17 protein-coding genes and 1 pseudogene are annotated in these 18,875 nt (G+C 71.5%); 13 read left to right on the top strand and 5 right to left on the bottom strand.

Features of this window, described 5'->3' with window-relative positions; translation table 11 throughout:
• Window positions 1-142 precede the first annotated feature (142 nt).
• The 3 genes from VGR06_RS00955 to VGR06_RS00945 all read left to right on the top strand — a co-directional run bounded on the left by VGR06_RS00955 (window position 143) and on the right by VGR06_RS00945 (window position 5,816).
• On the top strand, window positions 143-3,703 hold the full coding sequence (locus VGR06_RS00955) for a M12 family metallo-peptidase (RefSeq protein ID WP_327556982.1): 3,561 nt from the start codon (window positions 143-145) through the stop codon (window positions 3,701-3,703).
• Between the two features lie 90 nt (window positions 3,704-3,793).
• Window positions 3,794-5,257, top strand: coding sequence for an alpha/beta fold hydrolase (locus tag VGR06_RS00950; protein WP_327556981.1), 1,464 nt, complete (start codon window positions 3,794-3,796; stop codon window positions 5,255-5,257).
• A gap of 106 nt (window positions 5,258-5,363) precedes the next feature.
• A complete protein-coding gene (locus VGR06_RS00945) occupies window positions 5,364-5,816 on the top strand; it encodes a VOC family protein (protein WP_327556980.1) in 453 nt (150 codons plus the stop codon).
• Window positions 5,817-5,889: 73 nt separating this feature from the next.
• Here VGR06_RS00945 and VGR06_RS00940 read toward each other — a convergent pair whose 3' ends face one another.
• Window positions 5,890-6,915 carry a glycoside hydrolase family 43 protein gene (locus VGR06_RS00940; protein ID WP_327557016.1) on the bottom strand — a complete coding sequence of 342 codons (1,026 nt, stop codon included), beginning with the start codon at window positions 6,913-6,915 and terminating at the stop codon, window positions 5,890-5,892.
• A 201-nt stretch (window positions 6,916-7,116) separates the two neighbouring features.
• Between VGR06_RS00940 and VGR06_RS00935 the strand changes: the two genes are divergently transcribed.
• On the top strand, window positions 7,117-8,805 hold the full coding sequence (locus VGR06_RS00935; RefSeq protein ID WP_327556979.1) for a sulfatase-like hydrolase/transferase: 1,689 nt from the start codon (window positions 7,117-7,119) through the stop codon (window positions 8,803-8,805).
• A 16-nt stretch (window positions 8,806-8,821) separates the two neighbouring features.
• Here the strand turns inward: VGR06_RS00935 and VGR06_RS00930 are convergent, their stop codons facing one another.
• Entirely contained in the window at window positions 8,822-9,604 is a 783-nt protein-coding gene (locus VGR06_RS00930; protein WP_414637120.1) for a CDP-alcohol phosphatidyltransferase family protein, read from the bottom strand.
• 27 nt (window positions 9,605-9,631) lie between these two features.
• Here VGR06_RS00930 and VGR06_RS00925 point away from each other — a divergent pair, with 27 nt between their 5' ends.
• From VGR06_RS00925 to VGR06_RS00900, 6 genes and pseudogenes are all read left to right on the top strand, one after another.
• Window positions 9,632-10,606 carry a dehydrogenase gene (locus VGR06_RS00925; RefSeq protein ID WP_327556978.1) on the top strand — a complete coding sequence of 325 codons (975 nt, stop codon included), beginning with the start codon at window positions 9,632-9,634 and terminating at the stop codon, window positions 10,604-10,606.
• A gap of 16 nt (window positions 10,607-10,622) precedes the next feature.
• On the top strand, window positions 10,623-11,021 hold the full coding sequence (locus tag VGR06_RS00920; protein ID WP_327556977.1) for a 6-carboxytetrahydropterin synthase: 399 nt from the start codon (window positions 10,623-10,625) through the stop codon (window positions 11,019-11,021).
• On the top strand, window positions 11,018-12,091 hold the full coding sequence (locus tag VGR06_RS00915) for a glycosyltransferase family 4 protein (RefSeq protein ID WP_327556976.1): 1,074 nt from the start codon (window positions 11,018-11,020) through the stop codon (window positions 12,089-12,091). Before VGR06_RS00920 ends, VGR06_RS00915 begins: the two co-directional genes overlap by 4 nt.
• Window positions 12,079-12,936: a class I SAM-dependent methyltransferase gene (locus VGR06_RS00910; RefSeq protein WP_327556975.1), complete on the top strand. Its 858-nt coding sequence runs from the start codon at window positions 12,079-12,081 to the stop codon at window positions 12,934-12,936. Before VGR06_RS00915 ends, VGR06_RS00910 begins: the two co-directional genes overlap by 13 nt.
• Window positions 12,933-13,859, top strand: a complete 927-nt coding sequence (locus VGR06_RS00905; protein ID WP_327556974.1) for a lysylphosphatidylglycerol synthase transmembrane domain-containing protein — start codon at window positions 12,933-12,935, stop codon at window positions 13,857-13,859. Before VGR06_RS00910 ends, VGR06_RS00905 begins: the two co-directional genes overlap by 4 nt.
• A pseudogene (locus VGR06_RS00900) lies at window positions 13,823-14,416 on the top strand (GTP cyclohydrolase II); the annotation flags it as partial. The gene VGR06_RS00905 and the pseudogene VGR06_RS00900, both read left to right, overlap by 37 nt.
• A 56-nt stretch (window positions 14,417-14,472) precedes the next feature.
• On the opposite strand, the gene VGR06_RS00895 reads toward VGR06_RS00900, so the two are convergent.
• A complete protein-coding gene (locus tag VGR06_RS00895; RefSeq protein WP_327556973.1) occupies window positions 14,473-15,183 on the bottom strand; it encodes a creatininase family protein in 711 nt (236 codons plus the stop codon).
• A 183-nt stretch (window positions 15,184-15,366) separates the two neighbouring features.
• Window positions 15,367-15,825, bottom strand: coding sequence for a helix-turn-helix transcriptional regulator (locus tag VGR06_RS00890; protein WP_327556972.1), 459 nt, complete (start codon window positions 15,823-15,825; stop codon window positions 15,367-15,369).
• Between the two features lie 221 nt (window positions 15,826-16,046).
• Between VGR06_RS00890 and VGR06_RS00885 the strand changes: the two genes are divergently transcribed.
• Window positions 16,047-16,439: a hypothetical protein gene (locus VGR06_RS00885; protein WP_327556971.1), complete on the top strand. Its 393-nt coding sequence runs from the start codon at window positions 16,047-16,049 to the stop codon at window positions 16,437-16,439.
• Window positions 16,440-16,498: 59 nt separating this feature from the next.
• A complete protein-coding gene (locus VGR06_RS00880; protein ID WP_327556970.1) occupies window positions 16,499-17,380 on the top strand; it encodes a class III extradiol ring-cleavage dioxygenase in 882 nt (293 codons plus the stop codon).
• Window positions 17,381-17,414: 34 nt separating this feature from the next.
• On the opposite strand, the gene VGR06_RS00875 is transcribed toward VGR06_RS00880, so the two are convergent.
• Window positions 17,415-18,032, bottom strand: coding sequence for a cellulose-binding domain-containing protein (locus VGR06_RS00875; protein ID WP_327556969.1), 618 nt, complete (start codon window positions 18,030-18,032; stop codon window positions 17,415-17,417).
• A gap of 201 nt (window positions 18,033-18,233) precedes the next feature.
• Between VGR06_RS00875 and VGR06_RS00870 the strand changes: the two genes are divergently transcribed.
• A partial coding sequence (locus VGR06_RS00870) for an amidohydrolase family protein (protein ID WP_327556968.1) occupies window positions 18,234-18,875 on the top strand: 642 nt, incomplete at its 3' end.

The raw sequence follows: 18,875 nt of genomic DNA, 5'->3' as shown, positions 1-18,875 counted from the left end.
ATCCCACTAGGGCATCTGGTTCAGGGCGCGCCCGGCACTGACCTACTTTCGTCCGTTATGGGGCGGGTCCGCGATGGCCAGAATTCGGGGTGGAACGTGCCGTGCGTCCGGGCCGGTGCGTGGTTGGCAAGGAGACCCTGCGTTGGCCAGACCCTCGTATGCCCTGCTGGTGGTCGCGGCGCTCGCGGCCGCGCTGCTCATGTCCGGCTCCCCGACGGCCGCCGCGCCGAGCCCGGACAACCCGTGGACCAAGGTGGACAACCCGACGATCGCCAGCCGTTCCGCCCAGCCGGCCGACGTCCGCACCACGCGCTTCGCCGCGTTCACCCTCGACCGGCCGCTGATGCAGACCGGGCTCAGCCGCGCATCCGTTGCCGCACAGACGATCCTCGCGCTGCCGGCGCCGTCCGGCGAGCTCCAGCGGTTCCAGCTCGTCGACTCGCCGGTGATGGAGCCCGGCCTCGCCGCGGCGCACCCGGAGATCAGGACCTACGCGGGCAAGGGCATCGACGACCCGACCGCGACCGTCCGCGCCGACCTCACCCCGCTCGGTTTCCACGCCTCGGTCCGCTCGAAGCTCGGCCAGTGGTTCGTCGACCCGTACCACCACCTCGACCAGAGCCTCTACGCCAGCTACTACGGCCACGACCTGGCCTCGCCGGGACCGCTGGTGGAGAACGAGGAGATCGAGCAGCTGGTGCAGGACCTCGCGCCGGCGATCGACGAACCGGTGGTCAAGCTGCGCACCTACCGGCTGGCGCTGGTCACCGACCCGTCCTACGCCACGTTCTTCGGCGCCGAGAACGTCACCGCCGCCAAGGTCACCCTGATCAACCGGGTCACCCAGGTCTACGAGGACGAGACCGCGATCCGGCTGGTGCTGATCAACGACACCGACCGGACCAACCTGAACACCCCGGCGCTGGCGACCGGCCCGAACGGCCCGTGCGGCTCGGCGCCCTGTTTCACCGCGGCCCAGCTCGCCGGCTGCAGCGGCGGTCTGCTCACCCGCAACAACTTCGTGCTCGGCCAGCTCGTCGGCGCCAGCAGCTACGACATCGGGCACATCGGCCTCGGCGTCAACGGTGGCGGCGTGGCCGGGCTCGGCGTGGTCGGCAGCGCCACCAAGGGCCGCGGCTGCACGGGGTTGCCCACCCCGGTCGGCGACTTCTACGCCGTGGACTACGTGGCGCACGAGATGGGCCACCAGTTCGGCGGCAACCACCCGTTCAACGGCACGCAGCTCAACTGCTCCGGCGGCAACCGCAGCGCGGCCAACTCCGTCGAGCCGGGCAGCGGCACGTCGATCATGGCCTACGCCGGCATCTGCCAGCAGGACAACCTGCAGCCGCACAGCGACCCGTACTGGTCGTTCCGCAGCTTCGCCGAGATCACCGCGTACGTCACGGCCACCCGGCCGCTGATCAACGAGGTGCAGAACGTGGCGCTGCGCGAGTTCGACACCGACGGCGACGCGTTCTCCTTCTTCTCCGGCGGCCAGCTGTCCGCGCCGGTCGTGCGCGGCGTCAACTACACCACCGCGGGGATCAAGGCCGCGATCGAGGGAACCCGGAACTGGCCGGCCGGTGCGACCGTCACGGTGACCGGCTTCGGCGGCGCCGCGACCCTGGACGACACCGGGTTCCAGGTCACGTTCAACGGCGGCGTGGTCGCCGGCACCAACCTCGACTCGCTCGGCGTCACCAACGCCACCGGGGTCTCCGCGTTCGTCAGCGAGACGGTGAAGGGCGGCGCGCAGGACAACGGCGGCCGGGTGACCGACACCGCCAACCACGCACCCGTGGTCACCGCGCCGGCCTCCTACACGATCCCGGTGCGCACCCCGTTCGCGCTCACCGGGAGCGCCACCGACGCCGACAACGACGCGGTCACCTACCTGTGGGAGCAGACCGACCGCGGCGGCGCGACCGGAACCGCGCTGACCAACAACATCAAGGCCAACGGCCCGCTGTTCCGCCAGTTCGGCACCGCGGCCATCGTCAGCGCCGAGGACACGCTGAAGTACTACTCGCCGGGCGAGAACGCGGTGAACGGCGACCCGACCCGGGTGTTCCCGGATCTGGCGCAGATCGCGGCCAACAACACCAACGCGGCCAGCGGCGCCTGCCCCGCCGCTCCGGCCCCGCCCACGGCCCTGCCGCCCGCGCTGGTCGACTGCTACTCGGAGTTCCTGCCCACCCCGGACTGGGCCGGCCTCGACAACTCCCGCACGCTGCACTTCCGGCTCACCGCCCGGGACACCCGCCTCGGTGGCGGCGGCGTCGGAAGTGCCGACACCGCGGTGGTTCTGGCCCCGGACGCCGGGCCGTTCCTGGTCACCTCGCAGGGTTCGGCGGCGGCGCTGCGCGGCGGCTCGGCGCAGCCGGTGACCTGGGACGTGGCCGGCACCTCGGCCGCCCCGGTCGACGCGGCCGAGGTGAAGATCTCCCTGTCGCTGGACGGCGGGCTGACCTACCCGCACGTGCTGGCGGAGCGGACCCCCAATGACGGCAACGAGATCGTGACCCTGCCGGACCTCGCCACCAGCCACGGGCGGATCAAGGTCGAGGCGGTCGGCAACGTGTTCTTCGACCTCAACGACGCCGACCTGACCATCCAGGCGTCCCCGCGGTTGACCAACTCCGGCCCGACCACCGTGCAGTACAGCGACACCCCCGCGGTGACGGTCGGCGCCAACGACCCGGACGGCGCCGGCCCGGCCCTGGCCGCGGCCGCCACCGGCCTGCCCGCCGGCCTGGCGCTCACGCCCGGCGCCACCTCGGACCCCGACGCCCGCCCCGGCCTGCGCACCTGGACGGTCACCGGGAACACCGCCGCGGCACCCGGTGACTACCCGGTTTCCGTTGCGGTGACGGACGAATCCGGCATCGTCAGCACCACCGCGCTGTCCGTCCGGGTGCTCCCCGAGGACGCCGAGGTGACCTACACCGGCGACGCCCTGGCGTTCGCCCGGGACAACGCGCCGGTCCAGCTCCGCGCCACGCTGCGGGACGGCTCGGTGCTCGGCGGCGCGGACAGGTCGGCCGGTGACGTCCGCACCGGCACCGTCACCTTCACCGCCGGCGGCCAGACCCTGTGCACCGGCGTCGTCGGCCTGCTCGGCACGGAGACCACCGCCGCGTCGGCGAGCTGCACGGCCACGCTGCCGGTCGGGGTCCGCGACGTCACGATCGCCGTCGGCGGCAACTACGCCGCGCTCGGCACCGGCCAGGTCACGGTCGCCCCGGCGCAGAACCGGATCGTGATCGCCGCGGCCACCCTGCCCGAGACCCGGTCCAGCGGCGCCTTCCCGGCCGACCCCGGCTCCCGGGCCGAGGTCGCGCTGCTCCTGGCGCACAGCCGAACCGGCTCGTTCACCACGGGTCTGGCCACCGCGATCTTCCAGTCCGGCGGACACCGCTACCAGATCCTCGGCACGGACTTCGAGTCGTTCGGGGCGCGCAGCACGCGTCCGGGCGGCCTCGACTTCCGCACCCGGGCCACCCTGATCGACGTCACCGATCCCTTCCACGCCGTTCCGGTGGCCACCGATCTGACCTTCCGCCTGACCGCCACCGACACCCGGCCGGACGCGTTCGGTCTGACCCTCTTCGACGGCAACAGGTTGCTGTTCTCGTCGAACTGGACCGGCACCACCACCGCCGAAACCCCGGTCACCAACGGAAACCTCGTCATCCTGTAACTGGCCTGGGAAGCAACGTGACGTTCCTTGCCCGCTAGGGCATCACCGTGACGTTGCTTCCCTTTCCCTCGCCCGGCAAAGGAATTCCGTATGCGCAACGGTGGCCTCGCCCGGGTGGTGCTCACCGCGGGCCTGATCCTGCAACTGGCGCCGGTCAGCCCCGCCGAGGCGACGCCGCCGCAACGGCTGGAATGGACCGCCTGCGCCGGCATCGACCAACCCGATCTCCGCTGTGCCCTGGTCCGCGTGCCGCTGGACTATGCCCGGCCCCGCGGCCGCACCATCGATGTGGCCATTTCCCGGCTCCCGGCAAGGGATCCGGCCCGCCGCCACGGTGTCCTGCTGATGACCGGCGGCGGCCCGGGCGGCCCGGGCGTTCCGCTCCCCGTCCAGTGGGGCCCGGTCCTCCCGGCGGACGTGCGCGCCACCTTCGACCTCGTCGGGTTCGACATCCGGTTCACCGAACGCAGCACCCCGATCAGCTGCGGCCAGCCCACCGAGGAGCCCGGCGGCTACTGGGTCCGCACCGCCGGCTTCGCCCCGTTCGCCAGCCACGCCGCGCAGGCCCGCCAGTACGCCCGCGACTGTGCCCGGCACGCCGGCTGGGCGCTCCCACACGCCACCACCGCCAACGCCGCCCGCGACCTCGACCTCGTCCGGGCCGCCCTGGGCGAGCGGCAGATCTCCTACCTCGGCGGCTCCTTCGCCGGCCTGCTCGGCGCCACCTACGCCGCGCTCTACCCGCACCGTGTCGACCGCTTCGTCCTCGACAGCCCGCCGTTCGCCGACGCCATCTGGCGTCCCTTCGAACTGGACCGCGCGGAAAGCTTCGAAGCCGGCTTCCACGCCTTCACCGCGTTCGCCGCCGCCGGCAACGCGTTCGGCCTCGGCGGCACGGCCGAGGAGGTGGCCGGCTCGCTGCGCGCGCTGTTCGACCGCGCCAACACCGGCGGGCTCACCACGCCGGACGGCCACACCTGGACCGTCGGCGAAGTCGGCTACCTGACCCTGCTGGGCAACTCCGTCGACCAACTCTTCCCGGTGGTCGCCACCGACCTCGCCGCACTCGCCGCCGGAGCGACACCACCCATCCCACTGCAGCTCTATCCCGCGGCGCTGCCCGGCACCCCCGGCGTCCCGGCCGACAACCACACCGCCGTCAACACCGCCTACCGCTGCGCCGACCGCGCCTGGCCCACCAACCTGGACACCTACCGCCGCGACCTCACCGTCTACGGCACCCGGTTCCCGAACTACGGCCCGGCCCTCGCCAACGTGAACATGTGCGCCTTCTGGCCGTTCAGCGCGGACAACCGGGTGTTGCTGCCGCCCACCCGCCCACCCGCCATGCTGTTCGCCGCGGCCACCCGCGACTCCGTCGTGCCAGTCCGCAACACGCTCGCCACGCTGGCGGCCTTCCGCGGCTCCCGGCTGGTGACCGTGGACGCCCAGTACCACGCCCCGATCCCGTTCCAGGGCAACGCCTGCCTGCTGGCCACCGTCGCCGGTTACCTCAGCACCGGCCAGCTACCGGCCCAGAACGTCAGTTGCTAAGGAGGTGGTGCAAAGGGACGGTTGGCGGGGTTGGTGGCGCACGGCTCGTCGCTGGTGATCGTTGCGGTGGCACGTCTCATCGCCCGGGCGGGATATAACTGGTTACATGGCACTGGGTTGGAAGCTGGTCATCGACAGCACGAACGCGGCCGTCCTCGCGGACTTCTGGGCCGCGGCCCTCGAGTACGAGGTGGAGGACCCCAGCGCGCTCGTCGAGCAGCTGCTGGCCGCCGGCCACCTCGGCGCGGACGCGGTCCTCGAGCATCGCGGCCGCAAGACCTTCCGCGGCTACGCCGCGATCCGCCACCCCGAGGATCCGTTCGACCGGACCAGCGGCGTCGGCCACGGCCGGCGGCTGCTGTTCCAGGACGTGCCCGAGGGCAAGTCCGGCAAGAACCGCCTGCACATCGACGTCCACAGTGAGCCCGGCGGCCTCGACAAGCTGGTGGCCCGGCTGGAAGAGCTGGGGGCGACCCGGATCCGCGAGGTCGACAAGGGACCCGCCGGGCACTGGTGGATCATGCAGGACCCCGAAGGCAACGAGTTCTGCGCGGCGTAGGACGAGTGCTAGGTGCGATGAACGACGCCTTCGTTGCTCCCAACTGGACGAAGGCGTCGTTCATCGCACGACCTCATCCGGTGGGTTCGCCGGAGGGGGATGGGAGGCGGGCACCGAGGGCGACCGGAGTGCCGAAGTTGGGGGTGCCGTCGGCGTTCCAGGTGAACTTCTGGGCGCGCGTGGTGCGGTTGATGTCGCAGCCCTGCGTGGGGGAGCTGTTGGCGTGGTAGACGATCCAGTCCTCGGTGCCGTCGGGCGACTTGAAGAAGCCGTTGTGGCCGGGGCCGAACACGCGGTTGGCGTCGTTGCGCTGGAAGACCGGCGTGGGCGACTTCACCCAGGAGGACTGGTTGAGGGGGTCGCCGCCGTTGTAGCGGAGGATGCCGAGCTTGTAGTCCGGAGTGGAGCAGTGGCTGGCGGAGAACACGATGAAGGTCTGGCCGTTGCGCTGGAGGACTTCGGCGCCTTCGTTGACGGCGCCGCCCACGCGTTCCCAGCCGAACGTCGCGGTGGACAGGATGTGCCGGGTGCCGCTGGCGGTCCAGGGGTTGGACAGCGGGCGGATGAAATTGGGTTGAGAGCCGTTGAAGAACGTGCCGAGGAGGTAGAGCCGGCCGTTGAGTTGGAGAATGCTCGGGTCGAGCTCCCAAGTGTTGTTCTGCGTCGGGTCGAGCATGTCGGCCTTGAAGTTGTAGGGGCCCATGGGATCCAGGCCGGTGCTTTCCAGGACGTGGATGCGCTGGGTGTTGAGGTTGAACGGTTCCCGGCCGGCGACGTAGTACAAATACCAGCGCTGGCCGTTGGGGCCGTTGAGCAGGTGGAATTCCGGGGCCCACATCGTGCCGGCGCCGTTGGGGCGGGTGAGCCGGAATATCACCGTGTCGGGGGCCGTGGCCAGCCCGCCGAGGGTGCGCGATTTGCGCATGGTGATGGTTTGGTTCCAGGTGGTCGTGGCAAGATAGTAGAAGCCGTTGAAATACTTCAGCCACGGGTCCGGGCCGTGCAGGCTCAGCGGATTGGTGAATGTGTTCGCCGCGCTCGCCACCTGCGGGGAGGTCACCGAGACCAGGCTCGCGGCCAGGAGCGCCGCGACCGACATCGCCACCCGGGAAGACCATGAGCGACGGAAATATTTCCGTCCGGCACGTCGCGCCATTGAGACTCACATCCTCATTCGACAGGAGAAATCAGCAGGCAACTCGCCCTGTCCGGAGTGCCGTGATTCGACCATACCGGACGTTCGGTCCGCCGTATAGAATTCGGAATTTCGAACAGGGTGGGCTTGCTACCGTGACACGCCATGACGATTGACGTCATCGACGAGGAGACCGGGACCGCGGCCGAGGAGCCGCCCGCACGACGCCGCCCGGTGTGGCGCCGCGCCGCGGCCCGGGTGCTGACCGCGGGTGCCTGCCTGCTGGTGCTGTTCGGCCTCCTCGCCCCGAACGACCTGGACCGGCTCACCGTCGCCGCGTTCCTGCGCATTCCGGTGGAGGCGCTGGTCCTCACCGCCCTGGTGCTCGTCCTCCCACCGCGCGCCGGCCGCATCCTGGCGGGGATCGCCGGTGCGCTGCTCGGCCTGCTGACCGTGCTGAAGATCGCCGACATGGGCTTCGACGCGACCCTCTACCGCGGCTTCGACCCGGTCCTGGACTGGACCTTCCTCGAGGCCGGCGTGGACTACGTCGCGGTCACCGCCGGCCGGTTCGCCGCCACGGCCGCGGTGGTCGGCGCGATCGTCCTGGTCGTCGCCCTGATCGTGTTCACGACGCTGGCCGCCCTGCGCCTGACCCGCATCGCCACCCGGCACCCCACCGCGACCACCCGGACCGCCCGGGCGCTCGTGGTCGTCTGGCTGGTCTGCGCGGTGCTCGGCGTGGAGATCGAGCCCGGCCTGCCGGTGGCGTCCCGGACCGCGGCGACCTACGCCTACGCCCACGCGCGCCAGGTGCCCGCCGCCATCCAGGACGCGAAGAACTTCGCCGCCGAGGCCGCGGTCGACGCCTTCCGCGGCACCCCCGGCGACCAGTTGCTGACCGCGCTGCGCGGCAAGGACGTCGTCCTCACCTTCGTCGAGAGCTACGGGCGCACCGTGCTCGACAACCCGGAGCTCGCCGAGTTGACCGCGGTGCTCGACGCCGGGACCGCCCGGCTCGACAAGGCCGGGTTCGACTCCCGCAGCGCCTACCTCACCTCGTCGACCTACGGCGGCGGCAGCTGGCTGGCCCACGCCACGCTGGACGCCGGTCTGTGGATCAACAACCAGCAGCGCTACCGGAACCTGGTCACCACCGACCGGTTGACGCTGGTCCGCGCCTTCCGGGAGGCGGGCTGGCGGACGGTCGGGGTCGAGCCGGCGGTCACCCAGGCCTACCCGGAGGGCGCGTTCTTCGGCTACGACAAGGTGTACGCCGCCGCCGACCTCGGCTACCGCGGCACCCGGTTCAGCTACGCGACCATGCCCGACCAGTACGTCCTGTCCGCCTTCCAGCGCAGCGAGCGGGCCGCGCCCGGCCACGCCCCGGTGATGGCCCAGATCGTCACGCTGACCAGCCATGCGCCGTGGTCACCGGTGCCCCGGCTGATCGGCTGGAACGACGTCGGCGACGGCCGGATCTTCGACACCATGGCCGGCGACAACGCCAAGCCGGAGTCGATCTTCTCGAGCAACCCGGAGCGGGTGCGCGCCAACTACCGGCGTTCCATCGAGTACGCGCTGAACAACCTGATCTCCTACGTGGAGACCTACGGCGACGACAACCTCGTGTTGATCTTTCTCGGCGACCACCAGCCCGCCACGGTCGTCACCGGGCAGGGCGCCAGCCACGACGTGCCGGTCACGGTCGTCGCCCGCGACCCGGCCGTGCTGGCGAGGATCTCCGCCTGGGGCTGGGACACCGGCCTCAAGCCGGGCCCGCGCGCCCCGGTCTGGGGGATGAACGAGTTCCGCGACCGGTTCCTCAGCGCGTACGGCTCCCCGCCGCGGTAACGGTGCCATGAATGCCTCATTCAGGGCGTCCAGCGCCCTGAATGAGGCATTCATGGCGGTAGAGCCACAGCACGCTCCGGCCGAACGACCAGACCAGCGCCGCGAGCGCCCCGGCCACGATCCCGGCCATGATCACCGGCGGCATCAGGCTCGCCGCCGCGACGATCAGCACGGCCCCCTGCGCGGCCGCGACCACCTTGGCCGCCATGCTCGGCGGGATCGGCACGCGCAGCCAGGGCACGATCCACCCGGCCGCGATGAACGCGTACCGCATGAGCCCGATCGCCAGCACCCACAGGCCGAACTGCCCGGCCACGAACGCGCTGAGCACCAGGATGAGGAAGGCGTCGACCTCCATGTCGAACCGCGCGCCGAGCTCCGAGGCGGTGCCGGTGCGCCGGGCCACCTGGCCGTCCACCCCGTCGAGCAGCAGTGCCACCACGGTCAGGCCGACCAGCAGGGCCGGCTGGTGTCCGGTGTCCGCGACCAGCGCGGTGACGCAGCCCACCAGGGCCGACCTGGCCAGGGTGACCTTGTCGGCCGGGCCGAACGCGACGCGGCCGGTGCGCCGCAGCCCGGACGCCAACCCGGAGAAGACCACGGCGGTGTAGCCGGCGGCCGCCAGCCAGCCGGCCGGGTTGAGGTCGCTGACCAGGGACAGCAGCGTCAGCAGCGCGACCTGCCCGAGTGCGGCGGCCCACAGGGTCCGCGCCCACGGCTGCGCTTGCGCGTGCCCCTCACCTGCTGAAACCGTGAGCGGGACGACGCGATGATCAAGAGTTGGCGTCAAGGTCTCCACTTAAGTGAGTACGAGGAGATTGACCGCATGGATCAATCTTTGTGGCTGAGCACACCCGGTCACTGCGAGATCCGGCCCGTCGAGGTACCCGCGCCGGCCGGCGGCGAGGTGCTGGTGCGCACCCTGTACTCCGCGGTCAGCCGGGGGACCGAACTACTGGTTTTCCGTGGTCAGGTGCCGGCAAACCAGCACGACGCGATGCGGGCGCCGTTCCAGGAGGGCGACTTCCCGGCTCCGGTGAAGTACGGCTACCTCAACGTCGGCGTCGTCGAGCTGGGGCCGGCCGGGCTGCGCGGGCGCACCGTGTTCTGCCTCTACCCGCACCAGACCCGGTACGTCGTGCCGGCTGCCGCGGTGACCGTCGTGCCGGACCGGGTGCCGGCGGCGCGGGCGGTCCTGGCCGGGACGGTGGAGACCGCGGTGAACGCCGCGTGGGACGCCGCGCCGCTGGTCGGCGACCGGATCGCGGTGGTCGGCGCGGGCATGGTCGGCGCCTGCGTGGCGAAGATCCTTTCCGGGATCCCGGCGGCCCGCGTCCAGCTGGTGGACGTCAACCCGGACCGTGCGGTCATCGCGCACGCGCTGGGCGTCGAGTTCGCGACCCCCGAGCGGGCCAGCGACGACCTCGACCTGGTGATCCACGCGAGCGCGACCGAGGCCGGCCTCGCCCGGTCGCTGGAGCTGCTGGCCCCGGACGGCGTGGTGATCGAGCTGAGCTGGTACGGCGACCGGCCGGTGGCCGTGCCGCTGGGGGAGTGGTTCCACTCCCGGCGGCTCACCCTGCGGTCCAGCCAGGTGGGCAGGATCGCCCCGGCCCGCCGCGGCCGGCGCGACTTCGCCGGCCGGCTCGCGATCGCCCTCGAGCTGCTCGCCGACCCCGGGTACGAGGCGCTGATCACCGGCGAGTGCCGGTTCGCCGAGCTGCCCACCACGCTGGCTCGGCTGGCCGATGATGAACCATCCTCGCTGTGCGTACGTGTTAGCTACGAAGAAGACACCTGAGTGGAGGGGAGGGCCGGTGTTCAGCCTCACCGTCCGTGACCACATGATGGTCGCGCACAGCTTCCGCGGGGAGGTGTTCGGGCCGGCCCAGCGGTTGCACGGCGCGACGTTCGTGGTGGACGCCGCCTTCTCCCGGGCCGAGCTCGATGCCGACAACCTCGTGGTCGACATCGGGCTCGCGGCCGGGGCGCTGCGCGCGGTCCTGTCCGAGCTGAACTACCGCAACCTGGACGAGGAGCCCGACTTCGCCGGGGTCAACACCACCACCGAGTTCCTCGCCAAGATCATCGCCGACCGGCTCGCCCGGCGCGTCGCCGACGGCTCCCTCGGCGAGGGGGCCCGGGGCCTGGCCGAGATCTCCGTCACCCTGCGCGAATCGCACGTCGCGTGGGCCAGCTACCGCCGCGTGCTATGAGCGGCCCGATCACCTTCGTCGTTCCCGGCGACGTCGACGACCCCGAGGTTGCCAGCGGCGGCAACGTCTACGACCTGCGGATGTGTGAGCACCTGCCGGCCCGGTACGTCCCCGTGCCCGGCGGCTGGCCGATGGCCGACCCGGTGGCCCGGGCCAACCTGGCGGAGTCGCTGGCCGTGCTGCCCGACGGCGCGCTGGTCGTGGTCGACGGGCTGGTGGCCTGCGGCTGGCCGGAGATCATCGGACCGGCGGCGAAGCGGCTGCGGCTCGCGGTCCTGGTGCACATGCCGCTGGCGGACGAGACCGGGTTGGATCCCGTGGTCGCCGCCGAGCTGGACACCCGCGAGTGGGTGACCCTGCGCGCGGCCGGCGCGGTGGTGGCCACCAGCCCGTGGGCGGCGCGCCGGCTGGTCGAGCACCACGGCCTCGACCCGGACCGGGTGCACACCGTGGCGCCGGGCACCGACCGGGCCCGGCTGGCGCGCGGCTCCGACGGCCGCTCGCAGCTGCTCTGCGTGGCCGCGGTGACCCCGCACAAGGGGCAGGACCTGCTGGTCGAGGCGCTCGCCAGCGTCGCCGACCTGCCGTGGACGTGCCTGTGCGTCGGGCCGCTGCGCCGCAACCCGCCGTTCGCCGACCGGGTTCGCGGGCTGATCGACGAGTACGGGCTGGCCGACCGCGTCGCGCTCGCCGGCCCGCGGTCCGGCCCGGCACTCGAGACCAGCTACGCCCACGCCGACCTGGTCGTGCTGCCGTCGCGCGCCGAGACCTACGGCATGGTCGTCGCCGAGGCGCTGATGCGCGGGATTCCGGTGCTGGCCACGGCGGCCGGCGCGGTCCCGGACACGCTCGGGGCGGCATCCGACGGCAGCGTGCCGGGAATTCTGGTGCCGGCGCGGGATCCGGTGGCGCTCGGGGAGGGGCTGCGGCACTGGCTGACCGAGCCCGGGCTGCCGGACACGCTGCGGGTCAGCGCCCGGCGCCGGCGCAAGGACCTCCGCGGCTGGGCCGACGCCGCGGCGGAGCTCTCCGCGGTGCTCGCGGCGCTGGAGTCGACATGGGTGGCCTGAGCACCGGGCTCGCCCCGGAATGGTTGGCGTTGCGCGAAAACGCCGACGCAGCGGCCCGCGCCACGGACCTGCTCGCCCGCCTCTCCAGCACGCGAGTCCCCGGTTCGAACACGCGAGTTCCCGGTTCGAGCACCCGAGTTCCCGGTTCCGGCGCGGAGCCGCTCATCCGTGACCTGGGCTGCGGCACCGGCGCGATGGGCCGGTGGCTCTCCGGCCGGTTGCCCGGGCGGCAGCGCTGGGTCCTGCACGACCGGGATCCCGGCCTGCTGCGGGTGGCGCTCGAGTCGTTCGGCGTGTCCGGCCGGGTGGTGTCGGTGACCGCGGTGCCCGGGGACCTGGCCGGGCTGCGCACCGCGGACCTCGCCGGCACGTCGCTGGTGACCGCGTCCGCGCTGCTGGACCTGCTCACCGCGGCCGAGGTGGAGGCGCTCGCCGCGGCCTGCCTCGGGGCGGGCTGCCCGGCCCTGCTCACCCTGACGGTGCTGGGCCGCGTCGTGTTCGATCCGCCCGACCCGCTTGACGTGGACCTCGCGGCCGCGTTCAACGCCCACCAGCGCCGCGACGACCGGCTCGGCCCGTCGGCGTTCGAGGTCGCCGCCGAAGCCTTCGCCCGCGGTGCGGTCGTCTACCGCGAGCCGAGCCCGTGGCGGCTCGGCCCCACCGACACCGCGCTGACCGCGGAGTGGCTGCACGGCTGGGTTTCCGCCGCGGTGGAGCAGCTCCCGACCCTCGCCGGCCCAGCCCGCTCCTACCTCGACCGCCGCCTCGAAGCCATCGCCGCCGGTGCGCTGCGCGTCACCGTGTCCCACGCCGACCTCCTCGCCCTCCCGGAGGTGGCGAGGTGACGGCGCTCCGGAAGGCCTGGCCGTGGCTGAAGGTTCTGATCGGCGTGGCGATCGTGGGTGCGTTGCTGGCGCGGCTGGGTACCCGGTCGTTCGTGGACAGCCTGCGCGTGATCGGTGCCCCGCAGCTGCTGACTGCGCTGGGAATCGGGTTGGTGACGACGGTGCTCAGCGCGGGCCGGTGGTGCCTGGTGGCCCGCCGGCTCGGGCTGCGGCTGGAGCTGGGCCCGGCGGTGGCCGACTACTACCGGGCGACCTTCCTCAACTCGGTGCTGCCCGCCGGGGTGCTCGGTGACGTGCAGCGCGCGGTGGAGCACGGCCGGCAGGAGGGCGACGTGGGCCGCGGCGTGCGCGCGGTGGTGCTGGAGCGCACCGCCGGGCAGGCCGTGGTGATCATCGTCGGGCTTGCGGTGCTGCTCACCAGGCCGGCGGTGGCGCCGGTGCGGGGTATGGTGCTGATCACCGTCGTCGTGGCGGTCGGGCTCGGCGTCGCCGTGCTGGCCGGCCGGCGGTGGGCGCGGAACGGCTCCGGGTGGTGGCACGCGGCGGCGGACGTGCGGGCCGGTCTGCTGGCCAGGAGTGCCTGGCCGGGCGTCGCGGCGCTGTCCGCGGCGGCGCTGACCGGGCACCTGACGCTGTTCGTCGTGGCGGCGCGGGCGGCCGGGGCGACCGCACCGGTCACGGAGCTGGTGCCGCTGGTGGTGCTGTCGCTGCTCGCGATGGGGCTGCCGGTGAACGTCGGCGGGTGGGGACCGCGGGAAGGGGTGGCGGCGCTGGTGTTCGGCGCGGCGGGTTTCGGCGCCGCGCTGGGCCTCAGCACCGCCGTGGTGTACGGCGTGCTGGCGCTGGTGGCGAGCCTGCCCGGGGCCGGGGTGCTGCTGGTGCGGGCGTGCGCGCCACGGAGACGACGGGAGGCGGTGGTGTGACGGAGTTGGCCGATGCCCGGTACGACGACGACCTGTTCGAACGGGTCGTCGACATCGATCTGCCCACTCGCTATGGCGACTTCCGGGCCGTCGGCTACCGCGACACGGCCACCGGCCAGGAGCAGATCGCGCTGGTGCACGGCACCGTGACCGCCCGCGCCCCGCTCACCCGGCTGCACTCGGAATGCCTCACCGGCGACGTCTTCGGCTCCACCCGCTGCGAGTGCGGGGAGCAGCTCTCCGCCGCGCTCACGGCGATCGTCACCGAGGGTGCCGGCATCCTGATCTACCTGCGCGGCCACGAGGGCCGCGGCATCGGCCTGCTCGCCAAGCTCCAGGCCATGTGCCTGCAGGAGCAGGGCCTGGACACGGTCGAGGCCAACCTCGCCCTCGGCCTCCCGGTCGACGCCCGCGACTACCGCCCGGCCGCCCGCATCCTCCGCGACCTCGGCGTCCACTCGGTCCGGCTGCTGTCCAACAACCCGCACAAGTTCGCCTCCCTGCGCCGCTCCGGCATCCGCGTCACCGAGCAGGTGCCGCTGCTGATCACCCCCACCGCCGAGAACCTCTCCTACCTGCGCACCAAACGCGAACGCCTCAACCACCTGCTTCCTCACCTCGACACCTGGCCGAACGCCTCCAGCACCCCCCGGAACGACGCCACCAGGCTCGCCAGCACCAACCGCCCCTTCTCCGCCGACGCCAACGACGGCCGCCCGACCACCCCCGACTCGGTGTAGGCCGCCAACCCCACCGTCAACATCCGGTCCCTTGCCGGAGCCAGATGGTCGTGCTCGGCGTAATCGGCACGCACCAACTCGGGATGGGCGTGCAGCAGAATCGACGTCTCCAGCTCCCCGGCGTGCATGTCGTCGTCCGCCGTCGTCTCGATGTCAGCCGCCTGGCGTGCCCGCGCCCAGTCCACCTCGGTAGGGAACAACGCCATCCGCCCGTGCGCCTCCTGCACGACGTTCCCCAGCACGTAGTTCCCCCCATGCCCGTTCACGATCACCAACCGGTCCACACCGGACCGCCGCAACGACTCCGCCACGTCGTTCACGACGGCGTACAGAGTGGCCGCCGAGACACTCACCGTCCCTGCCCACCCCGCATGCTCATGCGAGCAGGAAATCGTCACCGCCGGCAACTCGAAAAGCGAGTACTCCGCGGCGACCGCCCGCCCGACCGTCACCGCCACCACGGTATCCGTCACCAGCGGCAGAAACGCCCCGTGCTGCTCAAAACTCCCCACCGGCAACACCCCCACCCGCGCCCCCCGCTCCCGCGCCTCACCCGCCGTCGCCACCGGCAGCAACTCGCCCATATCGCGCTCCTCCCTACTTCGCAATACTTTACCGCCCGGCAAATCATTCGCTCGTTCGCCTGATGACTTGTCCCGGCTGCACCGGATAAGCTGATTTCGCTCGGGAATTCCCTCGAAAGGATAAGTACATGCTTGCCGCCGCTTTTGTTCTCGGCCTGTTCGTCGTGCTCGTGATCGGTCTGGCTAGCCTGGGTCACCGGTGACGTCGCCCATTCCGGGCGAACGGCATCGAGCGGCCCGCCGATCGGTTTCAGCTCTCATCGCCGCCAAGTCCGGTAGCCGCCTCATGATCTCGGTCGTCATTGTCGTCAAACTGTCGACCTGGCTGGCAATTTCATCCAGTTTCTGGATAATGGACAGTACCGTCGGGCCGCGACGATCGGCCGCGGCCACTTCAGGTCCGGCGAGCGGTGGCCGGCCGCGGACCACGGCCGAGAGATAATGCGGTGGCCAGCCCAATGCGACCGACAGTGCCTCGAGCGTTCGCGGACTCCGCCGGCGCTCAACGGTATGATGCTGGATCTCCCGCACGACAGCCTGCGAAACAAACGCACGCTCAGCAAGTGCGCGCTGACTCAACCCGAGCATCGCCATGCGCCCCGTGATTGCCTCGGCAACCGCAGCCCAATCCTCCGGCACCACTTTCCTCCATATTCCTCCATGCTCCGCCTCACCACCCGGACACTAGTAGTTGCGAATCCACGTCGCCGGCCGGGTATTGGTGTCTGATGTCCTGAAGGGACCCTTTCTGTCGCCCCGCGTCCCGAAGGCGTCCTGCACGGCAGCGGCCGGCCGGGTGACCCGGGGGTGCGGAGTGTGAAATGCTCATGCCGCGCAGGGACCGGTAGTGAGAGGCGACGAGGGTGACCAGCTGGACCGACGTGATCAACTATGTCCGGATGCGGTACGAGGTGCTGGAGGAGAACGAGAGTTGGCTGCGGTTCCGGCTGGACACTGAGGGCGACCGCACCCAGCAGGTGGCGGTGCACCACATCTCCACTCCGGACGGGCCGGAGCTGATCGAGATCTCGTCACCGGTGGGGTGGGCGGACAAGATCGACGTTGACCGCCTGCTCGAGCTCGCCGGGGCGGCGCCGGTCGGTGGGGCCGCCGTGGTCGACGGTGTCGCGCTGCTGCGGCACTCGGTGCCGCTGACCGATCTCAGCATCAGCGAGGAGTTCGTCGAGCCGCTGCACCTCGTGGTCAGCCATGCCGACGAGTTCGAGCGGCAACTGACCAGCGGCGACGAGTTCTGAGGCGGTAGCTGCCGGCACGTTTGGTTGACGGTTCAACTAGCTCGTTCTACGTTGGTGAGGTGGACTCCATCCTCGACCCGGCGGTGCCCGCGGGGGCCTACGACCAGTTCCTCCCCGGCGCGCTCCGCAAGGCGCGTACCCAGCGCCCGTGGACCGAGGCGGACGGACCGCTGCCCGCGCTGTACCTCAGCCACGGCGCGCCGCCGCTGTTCGACGACGGGCCATGGCTGCGGCAGCTGTTCCAGTGGGCGCAGTCGCTGCCGAAGCCGAGGAGCATCCTGATCGTCTCGGCGCACTGGGAGTCCGCGCCCCTGTCGCTGTCCGCCCCGGCCGCGCACACCCCGCTGGTGTACGACTTCGGCGGCTTCCATCCGCGCTACTACACGATGAAGTACCCCACGCCCGACGCCAGCGCCCTCGCCCGCCGGGTGGCCGCGGCGGTGCCGGACGGGGAGACCCCGCACCAGCACCCCTCCCGCGGTCTGGACCACGGCGCGTGGGTGCCGCTGATGGCCATGTACCCGCTGGCCGACGTCCCGGTGCTGCAGCTCAGCATGCCCACCCAGAATCCCGCGCGGCTGCTCGACCTCGGCACGTGGCTCCGCCCGCTGCGCGAGGAGGGCGTGCTGGTGATCGGCTCCGGGTTCATGACCCACGGCCTGCCGTTCATCACCCCGGAGATGCTGGGCGGTGCGGTCCCGGCCTGGTCCGCCGACTTCGACGCCTGGGTCGCCGACGCCCTCGCCCGCGGCGACGTGGACGAGCTCGCCGCCTACCGCACCAAGGCGCCCGGCATGCCCTACGCCCACCCCACCGCCGACCACTACATCCCGCTGTTCATCACGCTGGGCGCCGCCGCCCGCGCCGATCAACCGGTGCACACCGTCATCGACGGCTACATGATCGGCTTCTCCAAACGCTCCTTCCAGACCGCCGCCTAGCACGGCAGCCCCACTTCGTCACCGTGTTGGCGTCTCACGTCGCTGTGTTGGCGCGCCACGTTGCTGTGTTGGCTTCTGGCGTGGGTGTGTTGGCTGGTGACGGCGACGCCGGACGCTGCTGGCGGCGACCCGCACCGCGCACTCGGCCAACACGGCGACGCCACACGCCAACATGGCGCCGCCAGAGGCCAACATGGCGAACATTCGTTGGGTTCGGCAACCCCGGCGCCGGTCCCGGGCCTGGTCCAGGATCGGGGCCGGGGTCGACACCCCCGGTACACGTCGTGCCGTTGAGCCGGAACACGGTCGGCGAGGGGTTGGAGCCGGACCATGAACCGTTGAACCCGAACTCGGTACGCCCACCGGTGGCCAGTGAACCGTTGTAGGACACGTTCCGCGCGGTCACCGCGGCCGCGCTCTGGGTGATCACCGTGTTCCAGTGCTCGGTGACCCGCTGGCCGGCGGTGAACGACCACTCCAGCGTCCACTGCGAGATCGCATCACCCAGGTTCGTCACCGCCACGCTGGCGCCGAACCCGGTCTGCCACTGGGAGGACACCGAGTACGTCACCGCGCACCCCGCCGCCGCCCGGGCCGGCGGTGCACCCGCGACGACCCCGCTGCCCACGAAGACGGCCACGGCCGCGGCCACTGACCCCACTGTCCGCAAACGACGACCGGACATGTCGACCTCCCGGCGGTACGTGCATCGTTGCCCGTGCCCTCCGGTTCTGGGAGCGCTCCCAGAAATTCGAAATATCGAACGCCGTTCGAATGAGGGCTGTGCCGCCACGGTAACGACAACGAGCGGTCACGGTCAAACCACGGGTCGTCATGGTGTTGGGTGGCAGCCATGAACCTCGACGATCTGGTCGCCATCGACGTGCACGCCCACGCGGAGATCTCCGCCGCGGGCCATCCGTCGCTGCCCGAGCACCTGATGGCCGGCTCGGCCGCCTACTTCCACGTCGAGGGCGCCCGCACCCCGACCGTGCCGGAGATCGCCGCCTACTACCGGGAGCGGCGGATGGCCGCGGTGATCTTCACGGTGGACGCCGAGACCGCCACCGGCCATCCGCCCATCGCCAACGAGGAGATCGCCGAGGCCTGCGCCGAGCATCCCGACGTGCTGATCCCCTTTGCCAGCATCGATCCCTGGCGTGGTCAGGCCGGCGTCCGCGCGACCCGCCGGTTGATCGAGCGCCACGGCGTGCGCGGGTTCAAGTTCCATCCGAGCCTGCAAGCCTTCCACCCCAACGATCTCCTGGCTTACCCGCTCTATGAGGTCCTCCAGGAGCACGGCATGGTCGCGTTGTTCCACAGTGGACAGACCGGGATCGGCGCCGGCGTGCGGGGCGGCGGCGGCATCCGCCTCAAGTACGCCAACCCGCTCGCGCTCGACGACGTTGCCGCGGACTTCCCGGACCTCAAGATCATCATCGCGCACCCGTCATTTCCTTGGCAGGACGAGGCTCTGGCCATCGCCACGCACAAG

Origin of the sequence: Actinophytocola sp. (assembly GCF_036002505.1) — a bacterium.
Taxonomy (GTDB): domain Bacteria; phylum Actinomycetota; class Actinomycetes; order Mycobacteriales; family Pseudonocardiaceae; genus DASYTH01.
This window is presented reverse-complemented; position numbering and strand designations above follow the sequence as displayed.

Bases quoted from the DNA above. Each gene is read 5' to 3' on its own strand.
- VGR06_RS00925 (WP_327556978.1), top strand. From the start codon at position 9,632: ATGGATCAATCTTTGTGGCTGAGCACACCCGGTCACTGCGAGATCCGG.
- VGR06_RS00915 (WP_327556976.1), top strand. From the start codon at position 11,018: ATGAGCGGCCCGATCACCTTCGTCGTTCCCGGCGACGTCGACGACCCC.
- VGR06_RS00940 (WP_327557016.1), bottom strand. From the start codon at position 6,915: ATGTCGGTCGCGGCGCTCCTGGCCGCGAGCCTGGTCTCGGTGACCTCC.
- VGR06_RS00950 (WP_327556981.1), top strand. From the start codon at position 3,794: ATGCGCAACGGTGGCCTCGCCCGGGTGGTGCTCACCGCGGGCCTGATC.
- VGR06_RS00895 (WP_327556973.1), bottom strand. From the start codon at position 15,183: ATGGGCGAGTTGCTGCCGGTGGCGACGGCGGGTGAGGCGCGGGAGCGG.
- VGR06_RS00935 (WP_327556979.1), top strand. From the start codon at position 7,117: ATGACGATTGACGTCATCGACGAGGAGACCGGGACCGCGGCCGAGGAG.
- VGR06_RS00945 (WP_327556980.1), top strand. From the start codon at position 5,364: ATGGCACTGGGTTGGAAGCTGGTCATCGACAGCACGAACGCGGCCGTC.
- VGR06_RS00910 (WP_327556975.1), top strand. From the start codon at position 12,079: ATGGGTGGCCTGAGCACCGGGCTCGCCCCGGAATGGTTGGCGTTGCGC.